This window comes from Streptomyces sp. NPDC002328 (genome assembly GCF_042890065.1).
In the GTDB taxonomy this organism is placed as follows: Bacteria; Actinomycetota; Actinomycetes; order Streptomycetales; family Streptomycetaceae; genus Streptomyces.
Window position 1 is genome coordinate 1 of record NZ_JBIARQ010000029.1, and the last position, 20,735, is coordinate 20,735.

A 20,735-nucleotide genomic window follows, 5' to 3' on the forward strand; every position below is an offset into this window, starting at 1 on the left:
GGGCCGCCCCGTCGCTGCTGCCCCTGCCCGCCCCCGCCGAACGCTCCGCACCCCCCCCCCCCCGCCCCCCCCGCCCCCCCCGCCCCCCCCGGCCCCCCCCGCCCCCCCCGCCCCCGCCCCGCCCCCCCCCCCCCCCCCCCCCCCCCCCCCCCCCCCCCCGGACCCGCGAGGAGGAGGAAGAGGACCAGGACCGGGACGTATGCGGTGAGTGCGTTCATGAGGTAAGCATCATCCGCAGCTGACACTCCTGACAGTGGCAGGACTGCCGTATGGCTTCAATTTCCTGCCACTCCCGGGGCACACTGGCGGCATGCTGAAGAACGTGGCCGCGATCCTCCTCGACGGAGTGCACCCCTTCGAACTCGGTGTGGTGTGCGAGGTGTTCGGCATCGACCGCAGCGACGAGGGGCTGCCGGTCTACGACTTCGCGGTCGCCTCGGCCGAGGGGCCGACGCTGACCACCCACGCGGGCTTCACCCTGGGCACCGAACACGGGCTGGAGCGGCTGGAGTCCGCCGATCTGATCGCCGTGCCGGCCGGGGACACCTACGCGGTGCGGGAGTACCCGCCCGAGCTGCTGGACGCGCTGCGCCGGGCCGTGGACCGGGGCGCGCGGGTCCTCAGCGTGTGCTCGGGGGCGTTCGTCCTGGCGGCGGCCGGGCTCCTGGACGGCCGCAGGTGCTCGGTGCACTGGCGGCACGCGGAGCAACTGGCCCGGCAGTACCCCCGGACGACCGTGGAGCCGGACGTGCTCTACGTCGACGACGACCCGGTGATCACCTCGGCCGGCACGGCCGCCGGCATCGACGCCTGTCTGCATCTGGTGCGCAAGGAGCAGGGGCCCGAGGTCGCCAACCGGATCGCCCGCCGGATGGTGGTGCCGCCGCACCGGGACGGCGGCCAGGCCCAGTACATCGAACGGCCGCTGCCCCGCTCGGCCTGCGACACCGTCGGCGAGGTGCTCGCGTGGATGGAGCAGCACCTCGACCAGGAGGTCACGGTCGAGCAGCTCGCGGCCCGCGCCCATATGTCGCCGCGCACCTTCGCCCGCCGCTTCCAGCAGGAGACCGGCACCACCCCCTACCGCTGGCTCCTGCGGCAGCGGGTGCTGCTGGCCCAGCACCTGCTGGAGGCGACGGACGAGACGGTCGACGCGATCGCCTGGCGCGCCGGGTTCGGCACGGCGGCCGCGCTGCGGCACCAGTTCGTGCGGGCGCTGGACACCACCCCGAACGCCTACCGGCGCACGTTCCGCGGCCCCGAGGCCGCGTGACCGCGCGCCGGTGCGGAGCCCGGTGTGACCGCGCGCCGGTGCGGAGGCCGGTTCAGCGTGGCACGGGCCGCAGCCGCAGCCGCTGCGGGCGCAGGGTGATGCCGATCCGGATCGCGTCCTGGGACCCGGGGACCTGCTCGAACCGGAACGCCGTCGCGAGCGCCGCGGTGACCAGCGTGAGCAGGGCCATCGAGAAGTGGTCGCTGGGGCACTTCCGGTTCCCCACGCTGAACGGCCGCATCGCGTACTTGGGGATGTCCTTCGACCGTTCCGGACGCCACCGGTCGGGGTCGAACTCCAGATGCCGCTCGTAGGAGCGCGGGTCGCGCTGGATCGCGTACGGGCTGTACACGATGTCGGCGCCCGCCGGAATGCGATACCCGCCGAGTTCGGTGTCGGCGACCGCACGCCGCGTCAATATCCATACGGCGGGCAGCAAACGCATCGCCTCGACGACGACGTTGTTCGTGTGCGTCAGCTTGCGTACGTCGTCGAATGCGACGGGCCTGCCGCCGGTTACGGCCCGGACCTCCGCGCGCACTTTGTCCGCGTGTTCCGGATGGTCGGCGAGGACCAGCAGCAACGACATGATCGTGGACGCGATGGTTTCGCTGCCCGGGGTGAGTATCGCGACGACCTGGTCGTGGATCTCCTGTTCCCCGATGGGGTCGCCATTGTCGTCCTTCGCTTCGAGCAATGCCGTCAGCAAATCGTCCGGCCTTTGACCGGATGCCCGGCGTTCGGCGATGATCTCGTCGACCAGGAGATGCAAATCGGCCAGCGCGCGGTTGAATTCACGGTTGGCCGGAAGCGGCAGCCGGTACAGCGGTCCGAGCGGCACCACCATGCGGTGGTACATGCCCTGGAACACGCTGGCGAGCGCGGTGCACAGCCGCTCGGCCCGCTCGTCCATGAACTGCCCGCGCAGCAGACAGCGGGCGGCGACGCGCACCGCGACGCGGAACGACTCCGAGGTGCAGTCGATCGCCTCGCCCACCTCGCCGTCCCGCCACCGGCGGGCCAGCCCGTGCGTCTCCTCCTCCATGATCGGGCCGTAGCCGGGGATGGCGTCGAGGCGGAACGCGGGCTGGACGGTGCGCCGTTGACGGCGGTGGAGCGGGCCGTTGGCGGTGGCCACGCCCTCCTTGCCGAGCAGGCCCTCCAGGGACTCCCACAGCGGCCCGGCGATGATGTAGTCCGGGCTGAGGGCCAGGGCCCCGGTGAGGGCCGGGGCGGTGACGGCGTACACCGTCTTCGGGCCGAGCTTGATGCGGACGACGTCGCCGTGGTCGCGCAGCCGGCTCATGAACGCCAGCGGGTCGCGGGCGAGCCGCCAGCCGTGGCCGAGGAGCGGAACCCTCCCGCCGGCCAGGGGCGGCTCCCGCAGCGCCGAGGCCTCGGGGGTCTCGGGAGCCTCGGGGGTTTCGGGGGTTTCGGGGAGTTCGGGCTTCACCGACTCGACGGTCATCGCTCACCTGCCGCTTCGTTGTCGACGTACGGGGGTGTGGACCGGTCGTCCCAGCTGTCGACCATGTAGCGGCCGGACTCGTGGTGGAACCAGTAGACGGAACTGAACCAGTTCCGCATGTTTCCGAGACAGGCCCGTACGGCGATGCTCAATTCCTTGCCGTGGACCGTCCCGTCGGCGAGCCGGTCGGCCAGCCGTAAGACCTCTTTCTCGACCGCGAGGAACTCGGAGACACAGTCCTCGACCCGCCGCCGGACCTCTTTCACCGCCTCTTCCAGAGTCAGTCCCTCATGGGTGATGAGACTGATTCCGAGATTGTGCACCTCGTCTCCCGCTATTTCCTTGGGGAGCGAGCAGAGGTCGTTGTACCAGGCGGCGAATTCCTGACTCAGCAGGGCGGCCCGCCGATAGGCCGGGTGTTTCCTCACCGGGTCGGGGAGTTCGCGTCCCGCGGCCGGTTCCAGCAGATCGGTCCAGATCCAGTGGGCGAAGGTGAGGCGACGCAGGGCGAGGTATTCCTCGACGGTGGGAATGCGTCCTTCGACGCGGTTGCGGAATTCCCGGTCGTACGCCTCGATCACGGTGTGGAAGTGCCGGGCGAACCGCGCGTTCCACGTCGCCGGCAGGAAGGAGAACAGCCGGCCCGCGCTGTCCGCGAGCCCGGCGACCAGAGGGTCCTCGTGGTGCAGGTGACCGGCGGGGGAGTCCAGGGCCGCGTGTAAGCGGAACCTCAACTGCCACCAGTCGGCGGCCCGGTCGTGCACGACGTCGCGGTCGTGCCGGTCGTCCCAGACGAAGAACCACGCGCTGTAGTCGGCGATGGCCTGGAGCACCTCGTCGGGGGCTCCGAGGTAGTAGCCCGCCATCAGATCGGTGTAGCACAGGCCGTCGGCATATTCGGCGACCTTGTCGGCCGGCATCAGCCGCTTTTCCAGCAGCCACGAGCGCGTCTTCTCCTGCAACCGGGGCCAATACGGGTGCAGTCGCCGGGGAAACGCCGTCTCGATGACCGGGAGGAAGAGCGAGGGAGGAACCGCGAGCGCGGTCCCCGTCGCTGCGGTGCGGTATGTGGTGCTGTATGGGAAAGCTGGCACGAACAACCCCTCTCAGCCGCCAGTGACGCACGCCCCTCCCGCTGTGCCGGGCGTGCGCCGTTGCGTATCCCCGCACTTCCCATTCAGCACTACAACTGACCGTTCTGGGAACCAATTTGCTTCATTCACTACCCCGACATGCTTCGAATCCACCCCGGCGGGACTGGTTATGGATCAGCGGATGTGCATAAGCGATCGAACGTGCGACAGACATACGAACGACGCCCGGCCGGGAGGGGATCCGGGCCGGGCGTCTCGTACGGGGGCGGCGGGGCTCAGCCGTTGGCGACCACGGGGTAGCGGGGCTCGTTCTCGGCCATCTGCCGCAGGGCGTCCTTGCGTTCGCGCTTGGAGAGACGGTCGATGTAGAGGTACCCGTACAGGTGGTCGGTCTCGTGCTGCAAACACCGAGCGAAGTAGCCGGTGCCGCGCACCTTGATCGGGTTGCCCTTCTCGTCCTGGCCGGTCACCTCTGCGTAGTCCGGCCGGGCCAGCGGCGCGTACGCGGTGGGCACCGACAGACAGCCCTCGTTGCTGTCGTCCAGTCGGCGCTGCTCGGCGGGCAGTTCGACGAGCTTGGGGTTGCAGACCACGCCGGTGTGCCGCACGCCGTCGTCGTCGGGGCAGTCGTAGACGAAGACCTTCAGGTCGACGCCGATCTGGTTGGCGGCCAGGCCCACGCCCTCGGCGGTGTGCTGCGAGGCGAACATGTCCGCCACCAGCTGCCGGAGCTCCTCGCCGAACTCGGTGACGTCCTTGCACTCCTTGTGCAGCACCGGGTTGCCGACCACGGTGATCGGCCGCGAGGTCCCGGCCTCACGCCAGGCCTGCTCGCGCTCCTCCGCCTCCTCGACGTCGATGACGAAGCCCTCGTCGTCCACGGGGAGCACGCCCGTGTGCTGCTGATCGGTGTCCTGCTGCGCCATGACCGACGATGCCTTCCTCAAAACCGGGGTGAAGTTGCGAATACAGGGTACGTGGCCGCGAGATCAGCAAACCTCTTCCAGATCCCGCCAATCCCTGGAGTCGGGGCTGTCGGCGACCCACCCGTCCAGCAACCCCCTCACCAGCCCAGCCGGCGCAGCCACCCCGCATTCCCGTTCCGGCACCCACAGTTGCCCGTTCGTCCGGTGCCCGAGCGGCCCGGGATGCCCCGGCTCGCTGTGGTCGTGCGGGTCGAGATGCTCCCCGTCGCCCTCGTCCGACGGCATCCGGGACTCCGAGCACGTACGGCACAGCAGCCGCACCGAGGACGACCAGTCCTCCGCCGCGAACCCGGCGTCTGCGGCGAGCTGTTCCAGCGCGTCGCGGTCGGCCTCCGTCGCCGCCTCCAGCAGCACCACCCAGGTCGGCACCGGAGAGGGCGCCCACAGCTCGATCTCGTCGAACACCGGGTACGCGTGTCCCGTGGACGTCGTCCGCTCCCCGTGCGGCACCCCGTCGTGCAGGACGACCTCGCCCCAGCGCCGCCCGGACGACGGCAGCGGGATCGACAGCACCTCGATCCGGGCCGGGTCCAGCCGCCGCCCCCACACCACCTCGGCCTCGCCCTCGGGCGAGAGCCGCACGGCCGCGCTGCCCAGCTGCATGCCGACGGGCTCGCCGGAGGCGGTCACGTTGCCGGGCACCCGCAACCCGTAGGCCTGCCAGGCGCGCCGGGCCAGCGGCCAGTCCTGGAGGGCGGTGGCCGCGATGCCGACGTTCCACCAGTCGGGGGCCCCGGTCTCCCGGTCGAGCAGGGCGACCGCGCGCAGACCGGCGCTGCGGGCCTGCTCCCAGTCGTGCCGGAACTTGTGCAGCAGGGCGAGGTTGAACCAGGACTCCGACAGCCAGGGTTCCAGGTCGGCGGCACGTGTCAGCAGCGCGCCCGCGTCCTCGTACCGGCCGTCGCCGATGAGCGTGAACGCACGGTCGGTGGCCTGCCGCCAGGAGGCGGAGGGCCGGTGCCGTCCCTTGCCGAAGATCCTCACGATTCCCGCCTGCCAGTTCCGAAATGTGGGCTGGCCAGTGCCCCCGGACACTCTCTCCCTCGCATCCAACCACGTGTGGCTGGGAGGACGCTCATTACCCATGGGTTACCCAGGGGCGGGCAGGGTAAGACAGTCCTTCGACAGCACCCTGGCCAGCGCTTCGACCACTTCGGGAGCGTACTCCCCGCCCGTGCCCAGCCGCAGTTCCTCCAGCGCGGACAGCGGCCCGCCGGGACCGGCGTCGCGCACCTTCTCCTCGTAGGCGTTGACCGCCCGGACGATCCGCGCGGCCGGCGGCTGCTCGGGGTAGGGGTCGGCCTGCCGCTCCACGACCGTCGCGACCTGCGCGTTCGCCCCGGTCCGGCGGACGACGGCCCCGCCGAGCAGCGCGATCCGCCGCTGCTCCGCCGGCGGCAGCCCGGCCGTGGCCCCCGCCGGGACCGGGTCGACGAGGCTGAGCTGCCCGATGTCGTGCATCAGCGCCGCGTACTCCAGGACGGTCAGCTCGGGCTCGGTGAACCCGAGGTCCCGGCCCACGGCCAGGCTGAGGGCGGCGACCCGGCGGGCGTGCCCGGGCGGGGTGTAGCCGGCGATCTCGGTGGCGCGGGCGAGGGAGGCGATGGTCTGCCGGTAGGTGGCGCGCACGGCGGCGTACCGGCGCAGGGACAGCTGGGTGAGCAGCAGCGGCACACAGAACATCGGCAGCGCCCACAGTCCGACGACGGCCACCGCGAGCGCCATGACCGCGCCGGTCGCGCACACGGCCGTGCCGATCCCGGGCAGGCCGCGCAGCTCGTCGCGCAGGAGCGGGGCGAACGGCCAGCCGGTGCGGGAGCGGGCGAGCACGGCGGCGACGAGGGCGTCGCACAGGGCGGTGAGGACGAGCAGCGCGAGCAGCAGCAGCGCGTACGCGGGGCCGCTCCAGGTCTCGAACGCCCCGTTGTTGTAGAGGGGTTGGAAGCAGACGGCGGCGAAGCCCACGGCCAGCACGCGGCGGACCAGGTGGTCGAGGACCGGCCCCTCCCCGCGGGCGATACGCGGCACGTTGCCGAGCAGGGAGGCGGCGGCCACGACGGAGACGACCTGTGCGAGCCCGTGGTGCGTGGCCTGCCCGGCGTGCTCCCCGAGCAGCGCGTACGACAACGAGCCCGCGGCCCCGAGCGGTGCGGCTTCCCGCAGCCCCGGCCCGCTCGCCGGGGTGACGCCGTGCGAGCGCGACCGGCAGCGGGGCAGGGTGAGCTCCCCCACGGCGACGAGCACGCCGAAGGCGAGGGCGACGGGCCGCTCCTCGACGCCGTCGCGGAACGTGACGAGGAGGGAGCCGACGACGAGGAGCGCGGCGGCGGTGTGCAGCGCGGTGGCTGTGTGCGGCGCGGTGGCGGTGTGCGGCATGGTCAGGGACCGACGGGAGCTCATCGCCGGGGCCTCGCTCGGGGTGCTTCCGGGCGGGCCGGGGAGAGGGAGGGGGCGGGGGACGGGACGGAGGGGGCGGCGGGCGGTGCCGGGGGGTCGTGCGGGGTGTCGGCTCCGTGCGGGGTGTCGGCTCCGTGCGGGGTGTCGGCGGTGACCACCGGGTGCCAGCCGTCGCGGGCGATCACCCGGACCAGCGCGGACACCATCCGCGGGTCGAAGTGCGAGCCCGCGCACCGCTCCAGTTCCTCCAGGGCCGTGCCGACCGGACGCGCCCGGCTGTAGCAGCGGGTGGAGGTCATCGCGTCGAAGGCGTCCGCGACCGCCACCACCCGGGCGGACTCGGGGATCTGGCTGCCCACCAGCCCGTAGGGGTAGCCGTTGCCGTCCATCCGTTCGTGGTGGTGGAGGATGGCCGAGCGGGCCTCGCCGAGGAAGGCGATGCCCCGGGTGATCTCGTGCCCGTACTCGGGGTGCAGCTCGATCACGCGGCGTTCCTCGGGCGTCAGCGCCCCGCTCTTGCGCAGCAGCCGGGTGGGGACGCCGAGCTTGCCGACGTCGTGCAGGATCCCGGCGAACCGGATCGTCTCGATCCGCCGCTCGTCCATGCCCAGCTCGCGCGCGATCATCATCGAGGCCTGTCCGACGCGTTCGCTGTGCCCGCGGGTGTAGCCGTCCTTGATGTCGACGGCCTGCACCAGCGCGCGGATGGTCGCCTGATGGGCGGCCCGCTCCTGGTGGTACTGGGCGAACACCCACCAGGAGACGCCCATCGGGAAGAGCACGAGCAGCGCGGCGACCGGCCCGTAGGGGCTGCGCCACAGCACGGCCATCATCAGCCCGGCCAGCCCGTGCACCCCTACGGGTGCGAGCGACCGCAGGAACAGCCCCCGCGTCACCCGGCGCGGCGGCAACCCCTCGGCCAGCGCGAGGATCCCGCCGTCCAGGACGGCGAGCACCAGGCAGAACGCGAGCACGGCGGCCCCGGCGGGCAGGAGGGCTCCGGGGACGTCGGAGTCGACGACCGCTTCCCCTCCGTCGAGCGCCCGGTGCACCCGGGCCGCGGCCCACACGCCGATCGCGAGATGGGCGGCCCGCCAGATCCGCCGCAGCAGGAAGGGCCGCTGTTCGACCAGGGAGAACAGCGCGCCGGGCAGCGGGACGAGCGCGGCGGCGGACGGCGGCAGCAGGAAAGCCCCGGCGAGGAGCACGGGGTAGAAGGTGCCGGCGAACCGGCGGCGGGCGATCCGCTCACCGCCGGCGTACAGCGCGGCGAGCAGCGGGACCGCCCACCACGACGTCGGTTCCGGGGGCGGAGGAGCCGGCCAGGACGGCGGAACCAGACAGAGCAGGGCTCCGAGGGCGGCGCAGACGACGTACACGCGCGCCCGCGCCGGAACTGCGTCCATGTCGCCCTCCCCCGACCACACCTTGGTCCGGGCACCGGAGCATAGGGTGGCGAGGGGTGGCGATGTGGGCTTATCACCCGCGGATTAGCACATTCGGGTGACGGCAAGGCGCTCAAGACGCCTGGCGCGCTCAGCAATCCCGGCGAATCCCGAAGCGCTCAGGACTCCTGGGGCGTGACCGTCACGTCGTGCTCGGGCACGGCCTGGCCGGAGCGGATCAGGTCGAGCCGCCCGAGGACCTTGGCCCGCAGGTCGGTCGGCACGTCGTCATGACCGCAGCACCGCTTGACCAGCTTTTTCACGGCCTCTTCGAGCCCGTACTTCTCCAGGCACGGCGAGCACTCGCTGAAGTGCTGCTTGAACTTGTCGCGGTCGAGGTCCGGCATCTCGCTGTCGAGGAACTCGTAGAGATGGTCGAGGACCTCACTGCAGTCCGTCTCGTGCGGCTCTCCGCAGCTCATGAGCCCGAGCCTTTCGCTTCGTTCGACTCTCCGGCGCCGGCCGGGACCAGCCCGCGCTCACGGGCGTAGTCCTCGAGCATGCCGCGCAGCTGACGGCGGCCCCGGTGCAGCCGGGACATCACCGTACCGATGGGGGTCCCCATGATGTCCGCGATCTCCTTGTACGCAAAGCCCTCGACGTCCGCGAGGTACACGGCGATGCGGAATTCCTCGGGGATGGCCTGGAGCGCTTCCTTCACGTCCGAGTCGGGCAGGTGGTCCAGCGCCTGCGACTCGGCCGAGCGCAGACCGGTCGACATGTGCGACTCGGCGCGCGCCAGCTGCCAGTCCTCGATCTCTTCGGCCGCGCTGCGCTGGGGTTCGCGCTGCTTCTTGCGGTACGAGTTGATGAACGTGTTGGTCAGGATCCGGTACAGCCAGGCCTTGAGATTGGTGCCTTCGCGGAACTGGTGGAAGGACGCGTACGCCTTGGCGTAGGTCTCCTGCACCAGGTCCTCGGCGTCGGCCGGGTTGCGCGTCATGCGCAGGGCGGCCGAGTACATCTGGTCGAGGAACTCCAGCGCGTCCCGCTCGAAGCGCGCACTGCGCTCGGCGGTCGACTCGGCGCTCGTCTCCACGCCCGTGCCCTGGCCCTCGGGCCGCTCCGCCTGGCCGTTGTCGGTCCCTGCGTCGGTACCGGTGACCGGACCCACCTCCTCAAGATCGCGGGCGGGACCGACGATTCGGAGTCCGGTCCCACTCGAATCGGAGGATAGACGACCCTCGGCCGGGGCGCTCTGCCCGACCGCGTCCTTCGCCTCGCGAACCGGTGCGGTCCTGGCCGCGTGCAGCACCGTCCAGTCCAGGTCAGCTCGGCTGCTGCGGCTGGGGCACAAGGTCGAACCCATGCGGCGGACTTCCTCTCCCACGACGTCTGCGCTGCGTGTTCAGCGCTTCCGTCGGGCTCAACAGCGACCCGCCCCGCAACATTCCCTGATTTTTACCCTGAGGACGCCTCAGCGGAGTGACGCGGCCCACTGGACGACGGCGTCGGTGACGATCCGCAGGGCCTGCTCCTGGGTGACGTCGGCCCGCTTGGGCACGGCGAACCCGTGGTCGCCGTAGGGCACCTCGACGAGCTCGTGAGCGCCCCGCGGGAACTCCTCGGGCTTCCCGAACGGGTCGTTGGCCCCCTGGACGACGAGCGTGGGCGCCCCGGCGCCGAGCAGTTCGGCGGCGCGGGACTTCTCCGGCCTGCCCGGCGGGTGGAGCGGGAAGCCGAGCGCGAGGACGGCGCGGGCGCCGAGTTCGGCGGCGGTGCGGCAGGCGACGCGGGCGCCGGCGGACCGGCCGCCGGAGATCACCGGCAGGCCGGGCTTCGCGAGCGCCGGCCAGATGCCGCGCCAGCCGACGTCCAGGGTCTTCGGCGCGGGCGCCACCTTCTTGCCGGCCACCCGCCAGGGCTGCTCGACGAGCGCGACGGTGACGCCGTGCCCGGGGAGGACCGCCGCGAGGGCCTGGAGGTCACGCGCCTCGATGCCGCCGCCCGCGCCGTGGCTCACCGCGAGGAGCAGGCGCGGCTTCTTCGCCGGGTGCCAGGTGATGCGGGCCTCGCCCGCGTCGGTGGGGACGGTCTCCGTCGTCATGCCGGTCGTCACATCGGTCGTCACATCGGGGGTCGCGTCAGGGATCTCGTCAGGGGTCTTGTCAGGGATCTCGTCAGGGCTTTCGTCGGTCGTCACGTCAGAAGAGTGTGCCCTCCTCGGGCCCCTCCAGCTCCTTCAGCAGCTCCGGTCCGTTGTTGCGGACGTTGCTGACGGCCGTGGGGACGGGATAGGCGCGCATCAGACCGGTGGGCGGGGGCGTGAGCAGCGCGCGCAGCTCCTCGGCGTCCGTGCGGCCGGGGTCCAGCCAGGCGTCCCAGCGGTCGGGGGTGAGCATCAGGGGCATCCGGGGGTGGATGTCGGACAGGGAGTGCGGGCCGTCGGCCGGGGCGACGGCCAGCGGGCCGGTCTCGGCCTCCGTGGTGATCACCGAGCAGGTCGCCCACCAGGCCTGCGGGTGCTCGTCCGGCAGGGTCCGGTCCCGCCAGAACTCGTACAGCCCGGCCATCGCGAAGACCGAGCCGTCGGCCGGGAGCACGAAGTAGGGCTGCTTGCGGGGCCGCTTCTTCTTCCCCTCGACCTCCAGGTCACGTTCCTGCTGTCCGGTGACCCACTCGTAGTAGCCGTCGGCGGGCAGGATGCAGCGCCGGGAGGAGAAGGCGCGGCGGTAGGACGGCTTCTCGTGGACGGTCTCCGCGCGCGCGTTGATCATCCGGGCGCCGCCCTCGGGGGTCTTCGACCAGGACGGGACCAGGCCCCACTTCAGCTTCCGCAGCTGACGAACCGGGCTCGGGTCGGCCACGTCCTTCAGAGGACGGTCCAGGACGGCGTAGACCTCCTTGGTGGGGGCCACGTTGAAATCGGGCGCCAACGTCTCCTCGGGCTCCCACTTCTCGATCTCAAAGATTCCTGCGAGATCCTCGGGCCTGCGACTCGCTGCATACCGTCCGCACATACGTGCCACACTGCCAGACTCCGAAGACGACAGGGAGCCACCAAGGAATATGGACAGCACCGCCGCCACCGCGCTGCCCGACCTGTGGGACCGGCTCACCGGCACCCAGCCCGACCCCGATCTGTGGGTGGTGCTGGCCACCATGGGCGCAGCCCTCGCCATAGTCGTCCCCCACACTCTGTGGCGTATCTCCCGCAACGCGATCACCATCGCCCACGAGGGGGGTCACGGACTGATAGCCCTGCTGACGGGCCGGACGCTGACCGGCATACGCCTGCACTCGGACACCAGCGGTCTGACCGTCAGCCGGGGCAAGCCGCACGGCCTCGGCATGATCCTCACCGCCGCCGCCGGCTACACCGCTCCCCCGCTGCTCGGCCTCGGCGGCGCCTCGCTGCTGGGCGCGGGCCGCATCACGCTGCTGCTGTGGGCGGCGACGGCGCTGCTGCTGGTGATGCTGGTGATGATCCGCAACGCGTACGGGGCGCTGACGGTGATCCTCACGGGCGGCACGTTCCTCGTGGTGTCCTGGCTGGCGGGCCCCCAGGTCCAGGCGGCGTTCGCGTACGCGGTGGTGTGGTTCCTGCTGCTGGGCGGGGTCCGGCCGGCGTTCGAACTCCAGGCGAAGCGGGCGCGCGGCGGGGCGGGCGACTCGGACGCGGACCAGCTGTCCCGGCTGACGCACGTCCCGGCGGCCCTGTGGTTCTTCCTGTTCCACGCGGTGAGCCTGTGCTCGCTGCTGGGCGGCGGCCGGTGGCTGCTGCGGCTGTAGCGCCACCGGCCCGCTCGCCGTACGCCCCGTGAGGGTGCGGGGCGGTCCTCGCGAACGTCGGGGCGGTCCGGCGGCGACTAAAGTGGGCGCATGCCCGTGAACCCCGCCCACACCGCCCTCTGGCCCGCCCCGCACGCGAGCGGAGCCGTCGACGCGACGGTCCACGTGCCGGGGTCCAAGTCGGTCACCAACCGCGCCCTCGTCCTGGCCGCGCTCGCCTCCGAGCCGGGCTGGCTGCGCCGCCCCCTGCGCTCCCGGGACACCCTGCTGATGGCGGGCGCCCTGCGCGCGATGGGCGTCGGCATCGAGGAGACGGTGTCGTCCAGCTCGTCGGTCCCGGGCGGGCCCGGCGGCGCCGGCGAGGCCTGGCGCGTCCTGCCCGCGGGGCTGCGCGGCCCGGCCACGGTCGACGTCGGCAACGCCGGCACGGTGATGCGGTTCCTGCCGCCGGTCGCCGCGCTCGCCGACGGTCCCGTCCGCTTCGACGGCGACCCCCGCTCCTACGAGCGCCCCCTGAACGGCGTCATCGACGCGCTGCGCGTGCTGGGCGCCCGGATCGACGACGACGGGCGCGGCGCGCTGCCGCTGACGGTGCACGGCGGGGGCGCGCTGGACGGCGGCCCGGTGGAGATCGACGCGTCGTCGTCCTCGCAGTTCGTCTCGGCGCTGCTGCTGTCCGGACCGCGCTTCAACCAGGGCGTGGAGGTCCGGCACACCGGCGCCTCCCTCCCCTCCGTGCCGCACATCCGGATGACCGTCGACATGCTGCGCGCGGTCGGCGCCCAGGTGGACACCCCGGAGTCGGGCGGCGAGCCGAACGTCTGGCGGGTCACGCCGGGCGCGCTGCTCGGCCGGGACCTGACGATCGAGCCGGACCTGTCCAACGCGCAGCCGTTCCTGGCGGCGGCGCTGGTGACCGGCGGCCGGGTGCTGATCCCGGACTGGCCGTCCCACACCACCCAGCCGGGCGACCGGCTGCGGGAGATCTTCACCGAGATGGGTGGTTCCTGCGAGCTGACCGAGTACGGCCTGGTCTTCACCGGGACGGGCTCGGTCCACGGCATCGACGTCGACCTGGGCGACGTCGGCGAGCTGACGCCCGGCGTCGCGGCGGTCGCCGCCCTCGCGGACTCCCCCTCCACCCTGCGGGGCGTCGCCCATCTGCGCCTGCACGAGACGGACCGGCTGGCCGCGCTGACGAAGGAGATCAACGAGCTCGGCGGCGACGTCACCGAGACCGCCGACGGCCTCCACATCCGCCCGCGCCGGCTGCACGGCGGGGTGTTCCACACCTACGACGACCACCGTATGGCGACGGCCGGCGCGATCATCGGACTGGCGGTGGAGGGCGTGCAGATCGAGAACGTGGCGACGACGGCGAAGACGCTGCCGGACTTCCCGGAGCTGTGGACCGGAATGCTCGGGGCATAGGGACTTCGCCATGCGCCGCTACGGCAAGCACACCGACGAGGACGACATCCGCAGCCGCCCGAACCGCAAGGGCAACCGGCCGCGTACGCACATCCGGCCCAAACACGAGGACGCCGCCGAGGGCATGGTCCTCACCGTCGACCGCGGGCGGCTCACCTGTCTCGTCGACGGGCGGATCGTCATGGCGATGAAGGCCCGCGAGCTGGGCCGCAAGGCCGCGATCGTGGGCGACCGGGTCGCCCTGGTCGGCGATCTGTCCGGCAAGAAGGACACCCTCGCGCGCATCGTCCGCATCGAGGAGCGCACCTCGGTGCTGCGCCGCACGGCGGACGACGACGACCCGTACGAGCGGGTGGTGGTCGCCAACGCCGACCAGCTCGCGATCGTCACCGCCCTGGCCGATCCGGAGCCCCGTCCGCGGCTGATCGACCGGTGCCTGGTCGCGGCCTACGACGGCGGTCTTGAACCGCTGCTGGTCATGACGAAGTCGGACCTCGCCGCCCCGGACAAGCTGCTGGAGCTGTACGGCGACCTCGACATCCCGTACGTGGTGACCAGCCGCGACGAACTGGAGAACGGCGACTCGGCGGACCGGGTGCGCGCCTATCTGACCGGGCGGATCACGGCGTTCGTGGGCCACTCCGGCGTCGGCAAGACGACCCTGGTCAACGCGCTGGTCCCGGAGGAGCGGCGGCGTCTGACGGGCCACGTCAACGCGGTGACCGGCCGTGGCCGCCACACGACGACGTCGGCCCTGGCCCTGCCCCTCCAGGGCACGGACGACTGGGTCATCGACACCCCGGGCGTCCGGTCCTTCGGGCTCGCCCACATCGACCCGTCCCGGGTGATCAACGCCTTCCCGGACCTGGAGCCGGGGACGGCGGGCTGCCCGCGCGCGTGCAGCCACGACGAGCAGGACTGCGCGCTGGACGCGTGGGTGGCCGAGGGCCACGCCGATCCGGCGCGGCTGTACTCGCTGCGCCGGCTGCTGTCGACGCGGGAACGCACGGAGGGCGACTGACCTCCGCGTTGTTTGTCGGCACGTGAGTTCGGTAAGTGCATAATCGCACCGAGCCGCACATACGGGAGGACAGCACATGGCGTGGCTGCTGGTCATCGTCGCGGGACTGCTCGAGACCGGCTTCGCCGTCTGCCTGAAGCTGTCGCACGGCTTCACACGGCTCTGGCCGACGATCGCCTTCTGCGTCTTCGCCCTCGGCAGCTTCGGCCTGCTGACCCTGGCGCTGAAGAAGCTGGACGTCGGCCCCGCGTACGCGGTGTGGACCGGCATCGGCGCGGCGGGCACCGCGATCTACGGCATGGTCTTCCTCGGCGACCTGGTGTCGACCCTGAAGATCGTCTCGATCACCCTGGTGATCACCGGGGTGATCGGCTTGCAGCTGTCGGGGTCGGCGCACTAGCCGGGGATCGGTCACATCGCCGGCTGGCGGTGCAGGACTCCCCGCACCAGTTCCGCGACGCCCCCCTCGCCCGGCGGGGCCGCCACGCAGGACATCGCCAGCCGTACGGCCAGTTCGCAGGTGCGGGAGAGCTCGGCGGTGTCCAGGGCGGCGCCCGGTGCGGCGAGGGCGGCCACGGCACGGTCGCGGACGCCCGCCACCAGGTCCCCGGGCGAGGGAAGCGGCCCGTCCGCCCGCCGCTGCGCGGGCACGGCGGAGGAGGAGGGCACCGCGGAGAGCGTCGGGGAGGGCAGGCGCTCGCTCCAGCAGCCGGTGAGCATGGCCCGTACGAGCGGATTGCCGCGGGCGACGTTGGTCGTCCACTCGGCGGCGGCGGTGAGCCGCTCGCGGGCGTCGCCGTGCAGGGACAGCGCGCGTTCGACGCCGGCGAGATACCCGTCGGCCTCGCGCCTGACGAGCGCCCGCGCGAGCCCGTCCTTGCTGCCGAACTCGTTGTAGAGGGTCTGCCGGGACACCCCGGCCGCCGCGGCGACGTCCACCATCCGCACCGCGGCCCACGACCGTCGCGTGAGCGCCGTGAAAGCGGCGTCCAGTAGGGATTCCCGGGCAGCAGGCATCATCGCCTCCCTGGGGCGAGCGGCTCTGCGCCCAGGTTTGACGCGCGGGGATGCACTGTCAAGGGTGTGCGGGGGAGGTGGGGGTGCGTGCCGGCCATGAACGTTGAGGGGGTAGACGTCGTGCTTGCCCGCCGGGCGGCGAACCCCACCCGACCCACGACGCCTACCCAGCCCCACCGGCCCCAAGCGCACCGCGGACGCCCGGATATTCGGCCTCCTCGACCCCGCCGTCCCCGTCCGCGCGGCGCCCGCACCCCCGGTGGCCCGTCCGCCACCTCGGCAGATAGGTTCGTTACATGCCGGACTACCTTGACGATCTCCGCCTCGCCCATGTCCTCGCCGACGCCGCCGACGCCGCGACCATGGACCGCTTCAAGGCCCTCGACCTCAAGGTGGAGACCAAACCGGACATGACGCCGGTGAGCGAGGCCGACAAGGCCGCCGAGGAACTCATCCGCGGCCAGCTCCAGCGCGCCCGCCCCCGCGACGCGATCCTCGGCGAGGAGTACGGCGTCGAGGGCACCGGCCCCCGCCGCTGGGTGATCGACCCGATCGACGGCACCAAGAACTACGTACGGGGCGTGCCCGTCTGGGCCACCCTCATCTCGCTCATGGAGGCGGGCGAGGGCGGCTTCCAGCCCGTCGTCGGCCTCGTCTCCGCCCCCGCCCTCGGCCGCCGCTGGTGGGCCGCGAAGGGCCACGGCGCGTTCGCGGGCCGCAGCCTGTCCTCCGCCGGCCGCCTCCAGGTCTCCCGCGTCCCGAAGCTCTCCGACGCCTCCTTCGCGTACTCCTCGCTGAGCGGCTGGGAGGAGCAGGGCAAGCTGAACGGCTTCCTCGACCTCACCCGACAGGTCTGGCGCACGCGCGCGTACGGCGACTTCTGGCCGTACATGATGGTCGCCGAGGGCTCGGTGGACCTCTGCGCCGAACCGGAGCTGTCCCTCTGGGACATGGCGGCCCCCGCGATCGTCGTGACGGAGGCCGGCGGCTCCTTCACCGGCCTCGACGGCCGCCCCGGCCCGCACAGCGGCAACGCCGCCGCGTCGAACGGCCTGCTCCACGACGAGCTGCTGACGTATCTGAACCAGCGTCACTGAGGCCTGCCCGGCGGACAACAGATGAGCGCGTGCGCCCTCAATTGACCACGCGCGCCCCCTTGTTGACCCGCACTTTACCTGCCACGCTGACAGCACCCCCACTTGTGAACATGTGAATCTCCTTTACCGGGGATTCTTAGGAGGTGGCTCCAGCCCATGCTCGTCCGCGACGCCATGAGCACGGTGGTCCTGACCATCGGCCCCGCACACACCCTCCGACAGGCCGCCGCACTGATGTCCGCACGCCGCGTCGGCGCGGCGATCGTCCTCGACCCGGACGCCGGCGGCATAGGCATCCTCACCGAGCGGGACATCCTCAACTCCGTCGGCCTGGGCCAGAACCCGGACACGGAACCCACCCACAGCCACACCACCGACGACGTCGTCTTCGCCGCCCCGACCTGGACGCTGGAGGAGGCGGCCCGCGCGATGGCGCACGGGGGCTTCCGCCACCTCGTCGTCCTCGACCGCGGCGAACCGGTGGGCATCGTCTCGGTGCGCGACATCATCCGCTGCTGGGCGCCCGCCCGCCAGCAGGTCCCGGCCTGAGCGCGCCCGGGGCGCTCCGGGCGCCCCGGACACACGGACGGGCCGGACTCCCCGAAGGGAATCCGGCCCGTCCGCTCACGGCACTGATCAGACGAGGTCGAACCGGTCCAGGTTGGAGACCTTGACCCAGGCGGCGACGAAGTCGTTGACGAACTTCTCCTTCGCGTCGTCGCTGGCGTACACCTCGGCGACGGCGCGCAGCTCGGAGTTGGACCCGAAGACGAGGTCGGCACGCGTGCCGGTCCACTTCAGCTCGCCGGTGTCCGCGTCACGGCCCTCGAAGAGGGTCTGGTCGGCGGACGTGGACTTCCAGGTCGTGCCCAGGTCGAGCAGGTTGACGAAGAAGTCGTTGGTCAGCGTGCCCGGCTTGTCGGTGAGGACGCCGTGCGAGGACTGGGCGTGGTTGGCGCCCAGGACACGCAGGCCGCCGACGAGGACGGTCAGCTCGGGCGCGCTCAGCGAGAGCAGGTTCGCCTTGTCGAGCAGCAGGTACTCGGCGGGGAGGCGGTTGCCCTTGCCCTGGTAGTTGCGGAAGCCGTCGGCCGTCGGCTCCAGTGCGGCGAACGACTCGGCGTCCGTGTGCTCCTCGGTCGCGTCCACGCGGCCGGGGGTGAAGGGCACCTCGACGTCGTGACCGGCGTCCTTGGCGGCCTTCTCGACCGCGGCGGCGCCGCCGAGCACGATCAGGTCGGCCAGGGAGACCTTCTTGGCGCCGGAGTTGAACTCGGCCTGGACGCCCTCCAGGACGGTCAGGACGTGACGCAGGTCGTCCGGGTTGTTGACCTCCCAGCCGCGCTGCGGCTCCAGGCGGATACGGGCGCCGTTCGCGCCGCCGCGCTTGTCGCTGGAGCGGAAGGTGGAGGCCGACGCCCACGCGGTGGACACCAGCTGCGAGACGGTCAGACCCGAGGCGAGCAGCTTGGCCTTGAGCGCCGCCACATCGGCCGCGTCGATGGTCTCGCCCTCGGCCTGCGGCAGCGGGTCCTGCCACAGCAGGGTCTCCTGCGGGACCTCCGGGCCGAGGTACAGCGACTTCGGGCCCATGTCACGGTGGGTCAGCTTGTACCAGGCGCGGGCGAAGGCGTCCGCGAACTGGTCGGGGTTCTCGTAGAAGCGGCGCGAGATCTGCTCGTAGATCGGGTCGAAGCGCAGCGACAGGTCGGTGGTGAGCATCGTCGGGAGGTGCTTCTTCGACGAGTCGTGCGCGTCCGGGATGATCGCCTCGGCGTTCTTGGCCACCCACTGCTTGGCGCCGGCCGGGGACTCCGTCAGCTCGTACTCGTACTCGAACAGGTTCTTGAAGAAGCCGTTGCTCCACTGCGTCGGCGTGGCGGTCCAGGTGACCTCCAGGCCGGAGGTGATGGCGTCGCCGCCCTTGCCGGTGCCGTAGGTGCTCTTCCAGCCCAGGCCCTGGTCCTCCAGAGAGGCGGCCTCGGGGTCGTCGCCGACGTGGTCGGCCGGGCCGGCGCCGTGGGTCTTGCCGAAGGTGTGACCGCCGGCGATCAGGGCGACCGTCTCCTCGTCGTTCATCGCCATGCGGCGGAACGTCTCGCGGATGTCACGGGCCGCGGCGATCGGGTCCGGGTTGCCGTTGGGGCCCTCGGGGTTGACGTAGATGAGGCCCATCTGGACGGCGCCGAGCGGGCTCTCCAGCTCGCGGTCGCCGGAGTAGCGCTGGTCGTCGAGCCAGGTGGTCTCGGGGCCCCAGTAGACGTCCTCCTCGGCCTCCCAGACGTCCGCGCGGCCGCCACCGAAGCCGAAGGTCTCGAAGCCCATCTGCTCCAGCGCGACGTTGCCCGTGAGGATCATGAGGTCGGCCCAGGAGATGCTCTGGCCGTACTTCTTCTTGACCGGCCACAGCAGACGGCGGGCCTTGTCCAGGTTGGCGTTGTCCGGCCAGCTGTTGAGGGGGGCGAAGCGCTGCTGACCGGCGCCGGCGCCGCCTCGGCCGTCGCTGATCCGGTAGGTGCCGGCGCTGTGCCAGGCCATACGGATCATCAGCGGGCCGTAGTTGCCGAAGTCGGCGGGCCACCAGTCCTGAGAGGTGGTCAGCACCTCGGCGATGTCCTGCTTCACGGCCGCCAGGTCGAGGTTCTTGAAGGCTTCGGCGTAGTCGAACGCCTCACCGAGCGGGTTGGCCACGGCGGGGTTCTTGGCAAGGATCTTCAGATTGAGGCGATCCGGCCACCACTGGCGGTTTCCGCCGCCCTGAGTCGGGTGCGCGGCCCGCCCGTGCGCGACGGGGCAGCCGCCGGTCTCCGCCGGCTTCTCGTCGGTGACGATCGCGTCGTGGTTCTCAGTCATGGGAATCCTTCGAAACTAGGCGGATCACGGTGCTCAGGAACGGTGGGCGGCCTGGGATTCGCTCATGGTGCCGACGTCACTTCCTGCTGTTCCTGTCGCTTGGCCAAAGCCGATTCCGATCCTACAATGGACAATGTCTAAGTCAAGTGACGCTCCAAAGTCACACACGTTCGGGACCTGGTCCCCCTTGCTGTTAGGCTGGTCTGTATGAGTGACCTTCTGGAACGGCTGCGCGGGCGCGGCTGGCGGTTGACCGCGCAGCGGCGCGTCGTGGCAGAGGTCCTCGACGGCGATCATGTCCACCTGACGGCCGACGAGGTCCACGCGCGGGCCGTCGCCAAGCTGCCCGAGATCTCCCGGGCGACCGTCTACAACACGCTGGGCGAGCTGGTCTCGCTCGGCGAGGTGCTCGAAGTCGCCACCGACAAGCGCGCCAAGCGGTACGACCCGAACGCTCACCGCCCGCACCACCACCTGGTGTGCGCGCAGTGCGGCGCGATCCGCGACGTCCACCCGAGCGGCAACCCGCTGGCGGACCTGCCCGACTCCGAGCGCTTCGGCTTCACCGTCTCGGACGTCGAGATGACCTACCGAGGCGTCTGCCCCAACTGCGCGGCGGCCTAGCGCACACGCCCCTGAGCCCCTGCCCTCCGAGCCCCTGCCCTCACCGACGAGGGCGGGGGCTTCGTGCTGCCCACCCTCGCGCTGCTCTCGTGCGACCCGAGTCACTCCCTCATTCAACCTGTGTCACTCCACGACCGCACGTACTCTGCGAGGAGATTTCGTGAGACAGGCGCAAAAAGGCCGAGGGCCGGAATCCATCGGATTCCGGCCCTCGGCCTTCAGTAGCGGGGACAGGATTTGAACCTGCGACCTCTGGGTTATGAGCCCAGCGAGCTACCGAGCTGCTCCACCCCGCGT

Annotated in this window: 20 protein-coding genes and 1 tRNA gene; 8 read left to right on the forward strand and 13 right to left on the reverse strand. The window is 71.6% G+C overall.

Annotated features, from left to right (window positions below; all coding sequences use genetic code 11):
* Nucleotides 1–310: 310 nt before the first annotated feature.
* Nucleotides 311–1,273, forward strand: a complete 963-nt coding sequence (locus ACFYX4_RS38030; protein WP_389343970.1) for a GlxA family transcriptional regulator — start codon at nucleotides 311–313, stop codon at nucleotides 1,271–1,273.
* 52 nt (nucleotides 1,274–1,325) lie between these two features.
* On the opposite strand, the gene ACFYX4_RS38035 is transcribed toward ACFYX4_RS38030, so the two are convergent.
* The 10 genes from ACFYX4_RS38035 to ACFYX4_RS38080 form a co-directional block, all read right to left on the reverse strand.
* Complete coding sequence (locus tag ACFYX4_RS38035) at nucleotides 1,326–2,741, reverse strand: cytochrome P450 (protein ID WP_389343972.1); 1,416 nt, start codon at nucleotides 2,739–2,741, stop codon at nucleotides 1,326–1,328.
* Complete coding sequence (gene cyc1 / locus ACFYX4_RS38040; RefSeq protein ID WP_389343974.1) at nucleotides 2,738–3,835, reverse strand: epi-isozizaene synthase; 1,098 nt, start codon at nucleotides 3,833–3,835, stop codon at nucleotides 2,738–2,740. Before cyc1 ends, ACFYX4_RS38035 begins: the two co-directional genes overlap by 4 nt.
* A gap of 275 nt (nucleotides 3,836–4,110) precedes the next feature.
* Nucleotides 4,111–4,761 carry a peptide deformylase gene (gene def, locus ACFYX4_RS38045; RefSeq protein ID WP_389343976.1) on the reverse strand — a complete coding sequence of 217 codons (651 nt, stop codon included), beginning with the start codon at nucleotides 4,759–4,761 and terminating at the stop codon, nucleotides 4,111–4,113.
* A gap of 63 nt (nucleotides 4,762–4,824) precedes the next feature.
* Complete coding sequence (locus ACFYX4_RS38050; RefSeq protein WP_389343978.1) at nucleotides 4,825–5,805, reverse strand: tetratricopeptide repeat protein; 981 nt, start codon at nucleotides 5,803–5,805, stop codon at nucleotides 4,825–4,827.
* Nucleotides 5,806–5,910: 105 nt separating this feature from the next.
* Entirely contained in the window at nucleotides 5,911–7,197 is a 1,287-nt protein-coding gene (locus ACFYX4_RS38055) for an HD-GYP domain-containing protein (RefSeq protein ID WP_389344066.1), read from the reverse strand.
* Nucleotides 7,198–7,217: 20 nt separating this feature from the next.
* Nucleotides 7,218–8,624: an HD-GYP domain-containing protein gene (locus ACFYX4_RS38060; protein ID WP_389343980.1), complete on the reverse strand. Its 1,407-nt coding sequence runs from the start codon at nucleotides 8,622–8,624 to the stop codon at nucleotides 7,218–7,220.
* Nucleotides 8,625–8,782: 158 nt separating this feature from the next.
* Nucleotides 8,783–9,085, reverse strand: a complete 303-nt coding sequence (gene rsrA, locus ACFYX4_RS38065) for a mycothiol system anti-sigma-R factor (RefSeq protein ID WP_389343982.1) — start codon at nucleotides 9,083–9,085, stop codon at nucleotides 8,783–8,785.
* Nucleotides 9,082–9,777 carry an RNA polymerase sigma factor SigR gene (gene sigR / locus ACFYX4_RS38070; protein WP_389344068.1) on the reverse strand — a complete coding sequence of 232 codons (696 nt, stop codon included), beginning with the start codon at nucleotides 9,775–9,777 and terminating at the stop codon, nucleotides 9,082–9,084. Before sigR ends, rsrA begins: the two co-directional genes overlap by 4 nt.
* Before the next feature lie 303 nt (nucleotides 9,778–10,080).
* Nucleotides 10,081–10,710 carry an alpha/beta family hydrolase gene (locus ACFYX4_RS38075; protein ID WP_389344070.1) on the reverse strand — a complete coding sequence of 210 codons (630 nt, stop codon included), beginning with the start codon at nucleotides 10,708–10,710 and terminating at the stop codon, nucleotides 10,081–10,083.
* 97 nt (nucleotides 10,711–10,807) lie between these two features.
* Nucleotides 10,808–11,623, reverse strand: coding sequence for an SOS response-associated peptidase (locus tag ACFYX4_RS38080; RefSeq protein ID WP_389343984.1), 816 nt, complete (start codon nucleotides 11,621–11,623; stop codon nucleotides 10,808–10,810).
* Nucleotides 11,624–11,672: 49 nt separating this feature from the next.
* Between ACFYX4_RS38080 and ACFYX4_RS38085 the strand changes: the two genes are divergently transcribed.
* From ACFYX4_RS38085 to ACFYX4_RS38100, 4 genes are all read left to right on the forward strand, one after another.
* Nucleotides 11,673–12,395 (forward strand): M50 family metallopeptidase, encoded by a 723-nt coding sequence (locus ACFYX4_RS38085; RefSeq protein ID WP_389343986.1) that lies wholly within the window; start codon nucleotides 11,673–11,675, stop codon nucleotides 12,393–12,395.
* 90 nt (nucleotides 12,396–12,485) lie between these two features.
* Nucleotides 12,486–13,826, forward strand: coding sequence for a 3-phosphoshikimate 1-carboxyvinyltransferase (aroA, locus tag ACFYX4_RS38090; RefSeq protein WP_389343988.1), 1,341 nt, complete (start codon nucleotides 12,486–12,488; stop codon nucleotides 13,824–13,826).
* A 10-nt stretch (nucleotides 13,827–13,836) separates the two neighbouring features.
* Complete coding sequence (gene rsgA, locus ACFYX4_RS38095; RefSeq protein WP_389343990.1) at nucleotides 13,837–14,847, forward strand: ribosome small subunit-dependent GTPase A; 1,011 nt, start codon at nucleotides 13,837–13,839, stop codon at nucleotides 14,845–14,847.
* Nucleotides 14,848–14,923: 76 nt separating this feature from the next.
* The gene (locus ACFYX4_RS38100) at nucleotides 14,924–15,247 is read left to right on the forward strand and encodes a DMT family transporter (RefSeq protein WP_389343992.1); all 324 of its coding nucleotides are present in this window, start codon (nucleotides 14,924–14,926) and stop codon (nucleotides 15,245–15,247) included.
* Between the two features lie 11 nt (nucleotides 15,248–15,258).
* Here the strand turns inward: ACFYX4_RS38100 and ACFYX4_RS38105 are convergent, their stop codons facing one another.
* Nucleotides 15,259–15,867: a TetR/AcrR family transcriptional regulator gene (locus ACFYX4_RS38105; RefSeq protein WP_389343994.1), complete on the reverse strand. Its 609-nt coding sequence runs from the start codon at nucleotides 15,865–15,867 to the stop codon at nucleotides 15,259–15,261.
* 293 nt (nucleotides 15,868–16,160) lie between these two features.
* On the opposite strand from ACFYX4_RS38105, the gene hisN reads away from it, so the two are divergent.
* The gene (gene hisN, locus ACFYX4_RS38110; RefSeq protein WP_389343996.1) at nucleotides 16,161–16,961 is read left to right on the forward strand and encodes a histidinol-phosphatase; all 801 of its coding nucleotides are present in this window, start codon (nucleotides 16,161–16,163) and stop codon (nucleotides 16,959–16,961) included.
* A 156-nt stretch (nucleotides 16,962–17,117) separates the two neighbouring features.
* On the forward strand, nucleotides 17,118–17,510 hold the full coding sequence (locus ACFYX4_RS38115; RefSeq protein ID WP_389343998.1) for a cyclic nucleotide-binding/CBS domain-containing protein: 393 nt from the start codon (nucleotides 17,118–17,120) through the stop codon (nucleotides 17,508–17,510).
* An 87-nt stretch (nucleotides 17,511–17,597) separates the two neighbouring features.
* On the opposite strand, the gene katG is transcribed toward ACFYX4_RS38115, so the two are convergent.
* Nucleotides 17,598–19,814, reverse strand: a complete 2,217-nt coding sequence (gene katG / locus ACFYX4_RS38120) for a catalase/peroxidase HPI (RefSeq protein WP_389344000.1) — start codon at nucleotides 19,812–19,814, stop codon at nucleotides 17,598–17,600.
* A 207-nt stretch (nucleotides 19,815–20,021) separates the two neighbouring features.
* Between katG and ACFYX4_RS38125 the strand changes: the two genes are divergently transcribed.
* Complete coding sequence (locus ACFYX4_RS38125; protein WP_389344002.1) at nucleotides 20,022–20,438, forward strand: Fur family transcriptional regulator; 417 nt, start codon at nucleotides 20,022–20,024, stop codon at nucleotides 20,436–20,438.
* Nucleotides 20,439–20,660: 222 nt separating this feature from the next.
* Here ACFYX4_RS38125 and ACFYX4_RS38130 read toward each other — a convergent pair.
* Nucleotides 20,661–20,734, reverse strand: a tRNA-Met gene (locus tag ACFYX4_RS38130).
* Nucleotide 20,735: the final 1 nt, after the last annotated feature.